7 protein-coding genes are annotated in these 12490 nt (G+C 71.0%); 2 read left to right on the top strand and 5 right to left on the bottom strand.

The window, feature by feature from the left end:
• Nucleotides 1–21: 21 nt before the first annotated feature.
• The 5 genes from IIE03_RS09930 to IIE03_RS09910 all read right to left on the bottom strand — a co-directional run bounded on the left by IIE03_RS09930 (nt 22) and on the right by IIE03_RS09910 (nt 10467).
• Entirely contained in the window at nt 22–5364 is a 5343-nt protein-coding gene (locus IIE03_RS09930; RefSeq protein ID WP_318842903.1) for a ThuA domain-containing protein, read from the bottom strand.
• Nucleotides 5365–5507: 143 nt separating this feature from the next.
• On the bottom strand, nt 5508–6686 hold the full coding sequence (locus tag IIE03_RS09925) for a Gfo/Idh/MocA family protein (RefSeq protein WP_192862594.1): 1179 nt from the start codon (nt 6684–6686) through the stop codon (nt 5508–5510).
• A 101-nt stretch (nt 6687–6787) separates the two neighbouring features.
• On the bottom strand, nt 6788–7846 hold the full coding sequence (locus IIE03_RS09920) for a substrate-binding domain-containing protein (protein ID WP_192862593.1): 1059 nt from the start codon (nt 7844–7846) through the stop codon (nt 6788–6790).
• 75 nt (nt 7847–7921) lie between these two features.
• Entirely contained in the window at nt 7922–8950 is a 1029-nt protein-coding gene (locus IIE03_RS09915) for an ABC transporter permease (protein ID WP_408632842.1), read from the bottom strand.
• Complete coding sequence (locus IIE03_RS09910; RefSeq protein ID WP_192862592.1) at nt 8947–10467, bottom strand: sugar ABC transporter ATP-binding protein; 1521 nt, start codon at nt 10465–10467, stop codon at nt 8947–8949. Before IIE03_RS09910 ends, IIE03_RS09915 begins: the two co-directional genes overlap by 4 nt.
• A gap of 179 nt (nt 10468–10646) precedes the next feature.
• On the opposite strand from IIE03_RS09910, the gene IIE03_RS09905 reads away from it, so the two are divergent.
• Both IIE03_RS09905 and IIE03_RS09900 read left to right on the top strand, forming a co-directional pair.
• Nucleotides 10647–11795 (top strand): ROK family protein, encoded by a 1149-nt coding sequence (locus tag IIE03_RS09905; RefSeq protein ID WP_225997542.1) that lies wholly within the window; start codon nt 10647–10649, stop codon nt 11793–11795.
• Complete coding sequence (locus IIE03_RS09900; RefSeq protein ID WP_192862591.1) at nt 11792–12463, top strand: ThuA domain-containing protein; 672 nt, start codon at nt 11792–11794, stop codon at nt 12461–12463. Before IIE03_RS09905 ends, IIE03_RS09900 begins: the two co-directional genes overlap by 4 nt.
• The last annotated feature ends 27 nt before the right edge of the window (nt 12464–12490 follow it).

The raw sequence follows: 12490 nt of genomic DNA, 5'->3' as shown, positions 1-12490 counted from the left end.
ATACCGGCGCACGCCCCCGGTTCATCGGTCGCACACCTCCCCGACGGTCACGACGACGCGCGCCTTGCCGGACGGGCTGAGCCGCCAGTCGCCGGTGACCGTCAGCTCGGTGCGGCGGGTCGGCGAGGCGATCACCCGGTAGTCGCCCGGCGCGAGGTTCTCGAGGTCACGCGGCTTGCCGCGCGGGTGGCCGTCCACCCAGCGGTGCACCGTGTAGCTACGCACCCCGGGGAGCTCGACCGGATCGATCGACCCCCCGGCGTCGCACGTCGCCGGGGTGACGACGACGTCCGGCGTGTTCGGGTCCGGGCACTCGGGCTCCTCCAGCGTCACGAAGAGCACGGCGAGCCCGTCGTCCCGGACCCTCCAGTCGCCGTCGGCGACCAGGTAGTAGCCGTCGGCGGGCCGGACGGCGATCCGGTACGTCCCCGGAGCGAGCCCGTCCAGGTCGGTCAGGCGGTCACCGGCGGAACCGTCGGCCCATTCCCGCACGACGTAGGACCGCACCCCGGTCACCTCGGCCGTGACCAGCGACCCTCCGGTGACGACCTCCGCCCCGGACGCGTCGTACGAGCACGTGGGCTGGACGACCTCGACCGCCGGCGTCGCCGCGATGAGCTCGGGCTCCGTGGTCCCGGCCACCCGGAAGTGGTCGAACGACGCCGTGGCGACCGACTGCTGAGGACCGCCGAGCGCGAACAGACCCACCCGGGCGTCCTGCAGTCCCTCGTGCGTCACCGGCTCGGCGAGGGCGGTCCAGTCCTCGCCGTCCGCGCTGTACTCACCGGTGAAGGTGGACCCTGCCTTCGACAGCCGCAGGTGCCACACGCGCGACGTGAGGTCGTTCGCGCCCGGCTGCGGGTCCTGGATCACGGCATCGACCTCGCTACGCAGCTCGATGCGCTGCGTGACGGCGCTCCCCGGCGCGTTGTCCGTCACGAGGTCGAGTTTGACGTAGTTGTCGTCGTCGCCGTACACGATCAGACCGCCCTGCTGGTACTGCTGGTCGAAGTCCGAGCCGTCCACCCGGGTTTCGACCGTCCAGTCGTCCTCCGGCAGGTCCTGCACGACGATGTTCGGCGTGTCGGTGTTGCTGCCGGTGTAGATGTCGGTGGCGGTCGTGTCGATCTCCAGCGCGCCACCGGTCACCCGGTACCCCGTCGGATCGTCGCGGACGACGTCCCAGCGGCAGCCGTCGAGCCCGTCCCCGTCGAACTCGTCGTCGGGCCCGGGAGCCTCCGCCGTGTCGTCAGGGGTGAGGTGGAACCAGTCGAACTGCGCGTCCACCACCTGCGCGGCCGAGCCGCTGCCGGCGAGCGCGAAGAGTCCGATCCGCGGATCGGTGATGCCGGCGAGCGACTTGGTCTGCGGCATGGCCGTGAAGGTCGCGCCGTCGGGCGAGTACGACGCCGTGAGGTCCTGGCCGTCGCTGCTGGCCAGGCGCACGTACACCGTGTCCGGGTACGCCGCTCCGAGGGCCGCGGTGTTGGACTCCCCGACCTCGTTGGGCGCGCCGCCCTCCTCCCGGATGTACTGGAAGATGCGCGTGGCCGGGTCGGCGGGCGACGAGCGGCCCTCGATCACCATCTTCGCGTAGTTGTCCGCGTCGCCGTAGATCAGCAGGCCGGCCTGCTGGTACTGGGCGTGGGCCGGGATCGTGACCTTGGCCGTCGCGGTGAAGGGGCCGTCGGGCAGGTCCTGCAGGACGAGGTTGGGCACTTCTGTGTTGTTCGTCCCGTAGAAGTCCGTGGCGGTCGCCGGGATCGTGAGGACGCCGTCGGCGACCCGCAGGTCCTGGTTGCGATCGAGCACGGTCCATCGGTTCGGGTCGAGGTCGTCGCCGAGGAAGTCGTCCGACCTGCCCGACAGGCAGGGCGTCGGCTCCGGCACGGTGCCGGTGACCTCGATCGTCGCGTACTCGACGGCGTAGGCGCCGCCCTCGTCGGTGACGCGCACCTGGAGGCGGTAGGTGCCCCGTTCGTCGTAGGTGTGCTCGAACGACGGCGTGCCGTCGACGAACCCGTCACCGAGACCGGCGTCCCACGCGTAGGTGAGGTCGCCGGAGCCGTCCGGGTCGGTGGCCTCGGCGGTGGCGGTCACGGTGAGCGGGGCGTCGCCCGAGACCGGGTCGACCGTCAGCGCGACCTCCGGCCGCTGGTTGTCGGTGACCCCGCGGCCGTCGATCTCCATCCAGTTGACGTTGATCCCGCCGGAGAGCAGCACGAAGTGCAGGGACCCCGAGCCGGACGGGACGTTGCTCAGCGCGGTCCCCACGTCGACGTACTGCTGCCAGCCGCCGGTTCCGGGCACCGTGATGCGGCCGATCTCCGGGCCGTCGGGCGCGTCCCAGCGCAGCGACACCTCCCCGCCGTCGCCGGCGGAGGCGGCGCGCAGCGAGATCCCGTCGACGGACGCCAGGCTCACCGGCTCGTGGGCCCAGTAGTCGCCCGGCTCGATGAAGCCGATGTTCTGGCCGCCACCGGCGGTGTCGCCCGTCTCCTCGATCTGGACGCCCGGGTCACCCGCGCCGTCGCCGATGCCGTCGACCCGGCCCGTGCCGGTGAAGAATTCGGACTGGACCAGCTTGGGCTGCAGCACCTGCAGATCGGTCGTGGTCAGCGGGACGCCGGCCGCGCCGCCGTCGTCGGTGTAGAACGCCTCGATGACCCAGAAGATGTTCGCCTCGATGCCGTGGCCCTCGTCCCGGGCGGTCTGGAAGACGCCCGAGCAGCCGGTCAGCTCGTCGAACGGGTGGGAATGCCCCGCGTGTCCGAGCCGGGTGAACAGCGTGACGTTCTCGCAGGTCACCTCACCGTCGGGATCGTTGACGTCGATCTCGTAGCGCACCTGGTCGCCCCATTCGAAGAAGCCGCCGTTCTCCGGGAACGTGATCGACACCTCCGGGGCGAGGTTGCCGACCACGATCGTCACGTTGGCGACACCGGTCTGCCCGGCGGCGTCGGTCGCGACGAGCTGGGCGGTGTAGCGGCCGTTCTCGGTGTAGGTGTGGGTCGGGTTCGCCTCGGTGGTCGGCTCGGAACCGTCGCCGAACGTCCACTGGAGCGAGATCGGCTCGCCGGACGGGTGCCGGGTGCCCTCAGACGAGAACTGCACGGTCAGCGGGGCGTGGCCGTCGGTCACGTCGGCGGAGGCCCGGGCGATCGGCGCCGGGTCGCCCTCGACGTAGTTGACCTTGTACACCCCCGAGTTGTCGTTGTTGCCGCCGAACCCGGAGCCCCAGTCCACGACGTACAGCGCGCCGTCGGGACCGAAGTCGAAGTCCATCGGCCGGTCGAACCCGGCGTCGGGGTCGAAGATCCCGGGCAGGACGCGGTTGATGTCCACCAGGTCGTCGCGCTGCTCGCCGGTGAGCTGGAAGGAGTACATCCGCCCCTGGTTCCACTCGCCGAACAGCGCCTTGCCGTCCCAGTAGGCCGGCCACTTGACGTCGGACTCCAGCGCCGGGTCGTACGAGTAGACCGGGCCGCCCATGGGCGCGCCGCCGCCGCCGATCTCCGGGAACAGCGGGTTGCTCGCGTACCCGTACCAGACCTCGGACTCCACGGCGGGCGGGAGCTGGGTGATGCCGGTGTTGTTCGGCGAGTCGTTCACGGGGCCGCCGGCGCAGTCGTACGCCGCGCCGGACTGGCCGGTGGCGAAGTCGTACTCGTGGTAGGCGCTGTTCGCGCCGGTGCAGTACGGCCAGCCGTAGAAGCCGGGCTCGCTGACGACGTTCCACTCGACCAGGCCCTCGGGTCCGCGACTCGGGCTGGCCGAACCGGCGTCCGGGCCGTAGTCCGCGACGAGAACGTTTCCGTTGGCGGGATCGACACCGATCCGGAACGGGTTGCGGAAGCCCATCGCGTAGATCTCGGGCAGGGTGTCGGCCGTGCCGGGGGCGAACATGTTGCCCTCGGGAATCGTGTACGAGCCGTCGTCCTGCGGCGTGATCCGCAGGATCTTGCCGCGCAGGTCGTTGCTGTTGGCCGCCGTGCGCTGCGAGTCGTAGTTCTGGCGCCCGGTCCGCTCGTCCAGCGGCGCGTAGCCCTGCGACTCGAACGGGTTCGTGTTGTCGCCGGTGGCGACGTACAGGTTGCCGTCGGCGTCGAAGACCATGTCACCGCCCGCGTGACAGCACGTCTGACGCTGGGTCGGGATGACCAGCACGGTCTCCTCGGTGGCCGGGTCGATCGTGCCGGAAGCCGGGTCGTAGTCGAAGCGCGAGACGCGGTTGTGCGGGCCGTCGTCGCCGACGTCCTGCGGGGACCAGAACAGGTACACCCATCCGTTGGTCGCGAAGTCCGGGTCGAGCACGACGCCGGTCAGCCCGTCCTCGTTGGACTGCGTGACGGACAGCGTCATCGCGGTGCTCGTGGTGTCCGACTCCGGGTCGATCCGCTGCACGCGCCCGTCCCGCTCGACGTAGAAGACGGTGCCGTCGTCGGCCACGTCCAGCATCATCGGGTTCGAGGTCTCCTCGTCGAGGGGCACCATCTCGTAGCTGTCGCTCTGCGTCGCGGCGCAGTCGGAGTCGACGACGCCGGCCGCGGTCTGCAGGCCGCCCAGCAGGTGCTCGAGGAACTCCGGCTCGCTGAACGAGGCGTCGGTGTGGCCGCCGCCCGTGTACCAGGCACGGCCCCCGTCGTAGGCGTGGCACCAGGCGATCGGGTGCTCCGCCCCCATCGCGCCGGTCCCGGCGTCGTAGCTGGACTCGTCCAGGGAGGCCAGGACGTGGACCTCGTCGCGCGGGTTGGAGCGGAAGTTGTACCACTCGTCGTGGCGCTCCCACCGCTCCGGCAGGTGCTCGGTCGAGGCGTGCTCGTGGTCCTCGACCTTGATCGTGGCGTCCTGGTTCTGCGGGTGGGAGTTGAAGTAGGCGCCCACCAGCTCCCCGTACCACGGCCAGTCGTACTCCGTGTCGGACGCCGCGTGGATGCCGGCGTAACCGCCGCCGTTCTGGATGTACCGCTCGAACGCGGCCTGCTGCTCGTCGTCCAGCACGTCGCCGGTCGTGGAGAGCCACGCGACGACGTCGTAGTTCGCAAGGTTCTCGTCGGTGAACGCCGCCGCGTCCTCGGTGGCGTCCACGGTGAACCCGTGATCGACGCCGAGCTGCTCGATGGCGGCGATCCCGGCGGGGATGGATCCGTGCCGGAAGCCCGCCGTCTTGGAGAAGACGAGCACGCTGAACGGATCGGCCTCCGCCGGGGCCGCGGCAAGCTGCCCGGTCGATGGCGCAGCCGGTACGGCTGCCTGTGCCGGCGTCGCGCCGGCCAGCGTCATGGGAGCGGCGACCGCGAGTGAGGCAGCGGCGGCGATCAGCCACCGGCCCGCACGTGGTGCTCCCCAGAGCAAGTTACTCACCAAGAACTCCTTCGTCGTCGAACGGTCTTGTCGCGCTCCGGGGTCCCGAAGCCGTCGGCCCTGACGGCATCGTCACCGGTCTGGTCGTGTCTCTCGGGCGTCGGGCGGGCCCGCGCCTCCTCTCGTCGGATCGGTCCGGGCCGTCAGGACAGCTCCACCCAGCCGCTGCCCTGCTGCCAGCTGCGCTCGACGGCGTCGAGCACGCGCTGGACGGCGAGGCCGTCGGCGAACGACGGCCGCGGCTGGCGGGCGGCCGCCAGATCCTCGACCAGGTCCACCACCTGGTGGGTGAACCCGTGCTCGTAGCCGAGCCCGTGGCCGGGCGGCCACCAGGCCGCGATGTAGGGGTGGTCCGGCTCGGTCACCACGATGCGGCGGAAGCCCGCCGTGCGTGCGTCCTCGCCGTCGTCGAAGAAGTGCAGGACGTTCATGTCCTCGAAGTCGAACGCCAGCGAGCCGCGCGAGCCGTTGATCTCGAGCCGTATGGCGTTCTTGCGGCCCGCGGCGAACCGCGTCGCCTCGAAGCTGGCGAGGCCGCCGCCGGACAGCCTCCCGAAGAACAGCGCGGCGTCGTCCACGGTGACCTCGCCGGTGCCCTCGCCCGCCTGGCCGGACAGCCCGGACGACGACGCCGCCACGGGACGCTCGCGGACGAACGTCTCGAGCAGCCCGCTGACCCCCACGAGGGACTCGCCGGTGACGAACTGGGCCAGGTCGACCACGTGCGCCCCGATGTCACCCAGGGCGCCGGAGCCGGCCTTGTCCTTGTCCAGCCGCCACGACAGCGGCGCCGCCGGGTCGGTCAGCCAGTCCTGCAGGTACTGCGCCCGCACGTGGCGCACCTCGCCGATGCGGCCGTCGGCCACCAGCTCCCGGGCGAGCCGGATCGCCGGCACCCGCCGATAGGTGAAGCCCACCATCGCCAGGACCCCTCGTTCCGCCGCCCGCTCGGCCGCCGCGGCCATCTGCTCGGCCTCGGCGACCGTGTTGGCCAGCGGCTTCTCGCACAGCACGTGCTTGCCGGCGTCCAGGGCGGCGACGGCGATCTCGGCGTGCGTGTTCCCGGGCGTGCAGACGTCGACCAGCTCGACGTCGTCGCGCTCCAGCAGCGTGCGCCAGTCGGTCGTCGAGTCCTGCCAGCCGAGCCGCTCGGCCGCGGCGCGCACGCCGTCCGCGGAGCGCCCGGCGACGACGCGCATGTCGATCCGCAGCGGGAGGTCGAAGAAGCGAGGGGCGGTCCGCCAGGCCTGGGAGTGAGCGGCACCCATGAAGGAGTAGCCGACCATGCCGACGCCTAGCTGATCGCGGGGCGCGTCACCCATGAGTGTGGTCCTTCCGTCGTCGGGTCCGGCCGCCGTCACCGGCGACCGGGAGGGCGGTGGCGAGGCCGCGGCCGCCTCGCCACCGTCGGTGACCTCCGTCCTCAGGAACGGAAGCCGATCTCCAGGTACTGGTCGACGTTGTCGGCCGTGACCACCGGCGCGTGGAGCTGGATGGTGCGCGGCACGCCGGCGGAGACCAGGTCGGACATGCTCTTGTCCTGGGCGACCAGGCGGGCCAGCTTGATGCCGTCGGCCGCCTGGGTGGACGGGTAGACGACGGTCGCCTGCAGGACGGAGTCGCCGGCCTGGATGTGCTCCATCACGTCGAGGGAGCCGGCGCCGCCGACCATGAAGAACTCGTCGCGACCGGCGTTCTCGATGGCCGCCAGGACGCCGACGCCCTGGTCGTCGTCGTGGTTCCAGATGGCGTCGATCTCGGGCTCCGCCTGGAGCAGGTTCGACGTCGCCGTCTCCCCGCCCTGGATGGTGAAGTCCGCGGCCACCTGGGTGGAGACCTCCAGGCCGCAGTCGCTCAGGGCATCCGCGAAGCCCTGCGACCGGTCCTGCGTCAGCGGCAGGTTGGCGATGCCCTGGATCTCCGCGACGACGGCGTCGGGCTGGTCGCCGAGCTGCTCGCAGATGTAGGTGCCGGCCGAGACGCCCATCCCGTAGTTGTCGCCGAGGATGGTGGCGCGGGACGCGAACGGGCTCGACAGCTCGCGGTCGACGTTGATCACCGGGATCCCGGCCTCCATCGCGTCGAGGGCGACCTCGGTCAGGGCGTCGCCGTCGAACGGGAGCAGCACGATGGCGTCCACGCCCTCGTTGATGAACTGCTCGATGTGGCTGATCTGCATGTTGACGTCGTTGGTGGCCTCGGCCTGGCGGAGTTCGATGTCCTCGTACTGCTCGGCGGTGTCGAGCGCCGCCTGGGTGATGGCGCCCATCCAGCCGTGGTCGGCGGCGGGTGCGGAGAAGCCGATCACGACGGTCTCGCCGGGCTCGTCGTTGGCGGTGCCGCCGGAGCCGTCGTCCTGGCTCACGGAATCGTTCTCGTCCTCGGGCGGTTCGTTGCTGACGCAGCCGGCGACCAGGAGGGCGGAGGCGGCCAGCGCTGCGGGGATGCCCAGCATCCGGCGGAGGTTCTTCCTAGCGGACATGAGATCTTCCTCGATTCGGTCCGGTACTTGCGGGGGTTCGGTCGGGTTGCTGTGGGGGTGGGCCCCGGGGGCCGGTCAGGTCGACTTCGACCGGTTCGCGAAACGCTGCTGCAGGAGGACGGCGGCCACGATGATGGCGCCCTTGGCGACCAGCTGCGCCGAGGTCGACATGTTGTTGATGGTGAACACGTTGGTCAGCACGGTGAAGATGAGGACGCCCACCACGGTGCCGACGATCGTGCCGCGACCACCGATGAGCAGCGTGCCGCCGACGACGACGGCGGCGATGGCCTCGAGCTCCCAGAGCATGCCGTGGGTGGAGGTACCGGCGGTGGTGCGGCCGAGCATCATCGCACCGGCGATCCCCGCGGTCAGGCCGGCCAGGCCGTAGATGTAGAGGGTGTGGCGCTGCACCTTGATGCCGGCGAGGCGCGACGCCTCCGCGTTGCCGCCGATCGCGACGGTCCGCCGCCCGAACGTCGTCCGGTTGAGCAGGAACCAGCCCGCCACCGCCACGGCGGCGAAGACCCACACGAGGATCGGTACACCGAGCGGCTCCAGCCGGAAGAACTCGATGAAGGCATCGCTCTGGACCCGCTGGGTCTGCCGGTTCGAGATCATCTCCGCCAGGCCACGTGCGGCGGCCAGCATCGCCAGGGTGGTGATGAACGGGACGACGCGCCCGTAGGCGATGATCACGCCGTTGACGAGGCCGGCGACGGTGCCGACGACCATGGCGGTGAAGACCATCACCCCCCAGTGGAGGTCCTCGGCCATGGCCTGCGTCGCCCACGTGGTGGCCCAGACGGTCGTCAGGCCCATGACGGAACCGACCGAGAGGTCGATGCCTCCCGAGGTGATGACGAACGTCATCCCGATCGCGAGGACGCCGATGACGGAGGCCAGCCGCAGGACGACCATGAGGTTGTCGATGCTGGCGAACCGTCCGCCACCGGTGATGACCCCCACCACGCAGATCAGCACCAGCGCCAGCACGAGCCCGACGTTGCGGCCGGCGGCGCCGGAGAACATCGAGGGGAGTCGGGTCCTGCTCTCGTTCTTGATCTCCTTGTCGGCCGGCGGGGCGGCCGTGGGTTCGGTCACGCGCTTGTTCCTTCCATGACGAGGTCGAGCACCTGGTGCTCGTCGATCTCCTGCGCGGGTCCGCTGCGCACGACCCGCCCGTCGGACACGACCAGCACCTGGTCCGCCAGTCCCAGCACCTCGGGGATCTCGCTCGAGACCACGACGACGGCGGTGCCCGCGTCGGCCAGGCGGCGGATGAGGGCGTAGATCTCGGACCGCGCCCCGACGTCGACGCCGCGGGTCGGCTCGTCGAGCAGCAGCACGTCGCACCCGTGCACGAGCCAGCGGGCGAGCATCGCCTTCTGCTGGTTGCCTCCCGACAGCGTCCGGATCGCGCGCTCGACGTCGCGGGGACGCAGATCGAGAGCGGTGGCCTGCTCCCGGGCTGCCTTCTTCTCCGCGCGCTCGTCGAGCCACCCGGCCGGGGCCATGCGGGCGAAGCTGGCGAGGGTGACGTTGCGGTAGACGGGTTCGTCGAGGACCAGGCCCTGGCTCTTGCGCTCCTCCGGGGCGAGGCCGATCCCGGCGGAGACCGCCGCGGCGACGGAACCACGCCGCAGCGAGCGCCCGTCGAGGGTGATCCTCCCCGCCGTCGCACGGCGCGCGCCGTAGACCGTCTCGAGGATCTCCGAGCGGCCCGATCCGACGAGGCCGGCCAGGCCGACGATCTCACCCGCGCGCACCGTGAAGGAGACGTCGCGGAAGGTGTTCGCCAGGCCGAGCCCCTCGACCTCGAGCCGGACCGGGGCGTCCCGCGGGACGCCGGGTCGTTCGGGGAACGCGTACTCCACGTTCTTGCCGGTCATGAGCTTGATGAGTTCGTCCGTGGACGTCGAGGCGACCGGGAGGTTCCGGCCGACGGTCATGCCGTCCTTGAGGACGGTGATGCGGTCGCCGATGCGGCGGATCTCCTCGAGGCGGTGGGAGATGTAGATGATCGCGATGCCCTGGCCGGTGAGCTCCTCCACCACGCGGAAGAGGTTGTCGACCTCACCGGAGTCCAGGACCGCAGACGGCTCGTCCATGACGATCACCCGCGCGTCCCGCGACAGGGCACGCGCCATCGAGACGATCTGCTTGCCGGCGGCCGACAGCGTGCCGACCTCACGGTGGGGTCCGATCTCCGGATGCCCCAGTCGCTCCATGAGGCGACGGGTGTGACCGGCGGCCTCGCGCCGCTGCGTGAAGCCCGCCGATGCCAGCTCGTGGCCGAGATAGATGTTCTCGGCCACGGTGAGCCCGTCGACGACGTCGAGCTCCTGGTACATCGTCGCGATGCCGTGCTCGAGGGCCGCGACCGGGTGCGGGATCCGGATCTGCTCGCCGTCCAGCCGGATCGTGCCGGCGGTGGGCTGGTGGGCCCCGGCGAGAACCTTGATGAGGGTCGACTTGCCGGCCCCGTTCTGTCCCAGGAGGCAGTGCACCTCGCCGGCGACGACGTCGAGGTCGACGCCGTCGAGCGCCTTGGCGCCCGGGAAGTGCTTGACGATGCCATGCATCTGCAGCAGCGGTGCTGTGGGGTCTCCGGTGACCATACGCCGACCCTAGGGGCGACTTCTGCACACTGTCAATCATAAGTTCCGGTACTTTAGGACTGTTACCTTCCCGTGACGGGGATCCGCAGACGACAAAGTCGCAACGAAAGGTGGCATGGTTCACTGTGCTCATGGAAGGGCTGGCGAAATTCCCGCCGCGGCCGACGGGGGCGGGTGAGATGTTCCAACTGTTCAGGAACGGCGCGCCGCGGACGCGGGCCTCACTCGTTGCCGAGACCGGGCAGTCACGGTCGACCGTCGCCGCACGGATCGACGCGTTGCGTTCGGTGGGCCTGCTGGCCCCCGCCGGAGAGGCCACCAGCACCGGTGGCCGGCCGCCGTCGACCTTTGCCTTCGATCCCCAGTCACGCATCACGCTGGGCGTCGACCTGGGGGCCACCCACGCGCGCATCGCCGTCACGGACCTCGCGGCCGAACCCCTCGCGCAGATCGACGAGCCGCTCGCCATCGCCGACGGCCCGGAGCCCGTGCTGGACTGGGTCGCCGAGACCGCCAGGAAGCTCGTCACCCAGGCGGGACGCCGCATGGAGGAGCTCGCCGGCATCGGCATCGGGCTTCCGGGCCCGGTCGACCACGGCACGGGGAGGCCCGTCAACCCGCCGATCATGCCGGGCTGGGGCGGCGTCGACGTGCCGGCCGAGCTGTACACGCGACTCGGCGCGCCCGTGATGGTGGACAACGACGTCAACATCATGGCGCTCGGCGAGCACCGCACGATGACCCCCGACGTCGACGACCTGCTGTTCGTCAAGGTGGCGACCGGCATCGGCGCGGGCGTCATCATGGACGGCCACCTGCGGCGGGGAGCTCAGGGCGCCGCGGGCGACCTCGGGCACGTCACCGTGCCGGGCGCGGGCGACATCCCGTGCCGCTGCGGGAACAGCGGCTGTCTCGAGGCCGTCGCCGGCGGCGCCGCCATCGTGACCCGCCTGCGTGACTCCGGCTCCGCGGTCGCCACCACCCAGGACATCGTCGACCTCGTCCGGTCCGGCGACGTCGCCGCCGGGCAGGCCGTCCGCCAGGCCGGCCGCGACATCGGCAGCGTCCTGGCGGCGTCCGTCAGCCTGCTGAACCCCGCGCGGATCGTCGTCGGCGGAATCCTCGCGGGCGCCGGCGAGCATCTCATGGCGGGCATCCGCGAGGTCGTCTACCAGCGCTCGCTCCCGCTGGCCACGCGCGACCTGCGGATCACGCCGTCGGAGGCGGGGGCCCAGGCCGGCGTCGTCGGAGCCGCGACCCTTGTCATCGAGCAATACCTCGCGCCATCGTCGGTCGACACTCTCATCGCTGCCAAGGAGGTCTCGTGACCACGCGTACCGTACTCGTCGTCCGAGGAGGTTGGGACGGACACGACCCGAAACGCACCACCGACCTGTTCGTCCCCTTCCTCCGGGACGCCGACTTCGATGTCATCGTCGAGGAATCACTGGAGATCTACGCCGACGAGGAGACGATGGACCGCGTCGACCTCGTCGTCCAGTCGTGGACGATGGGCGACATCCTGGTCGAGGAGATGCACGGCCTGCGCGTCGCGGTCGAGAACGGCACCGGCCTCGCGGGCTGGCACGGCGGGCTCCTGGACGCCTTCCGCAACGCCACCGACTTCCAGCACATCGTCGGCGGCCAGTTCGTCGCCCACCCCGACGACTTCATCGACCACGAGATCGTGGTCCGGCCCGAGCATGCCGACCACCCGGTCGTCGAGGGCCTCGAGTCGCCGATCCGGCTGCACACCGAGCAGTACTGGGTCCAGCACGACCCGGCCTGCGACGTCCTGATGACGACCACTCACCAGCCGCGGCCGGGCGCGCCGTGGCGCGAGCCCGTGACCGTGCCGGTCACCTGGACCCGGCACTGGGGGAACGGACGGGTCTTCGCCTGCACGGTCGGCCACTCGGTCGCGGAGCTCGAGCACCCGGCGATCCGCCGGATCATCACGCGGGGACTCCTCTGGGCGGCGCGCCCGGCACCGTAGCCGCGCGCCCGCAGGACGCGACGACGC

Source organism: Myceligenerans pegani, from assembly GCF_014892515.1.
Lineage (GTDB): Bacteria > Actinomycetota > Actinomycetes > Actinomycetales > Cellulomonadaceae > Myceligenerans > Myceligenerans pegani.
This window is presented reverse-complemented; position numbering and strand designations above follow the sequence as displayed.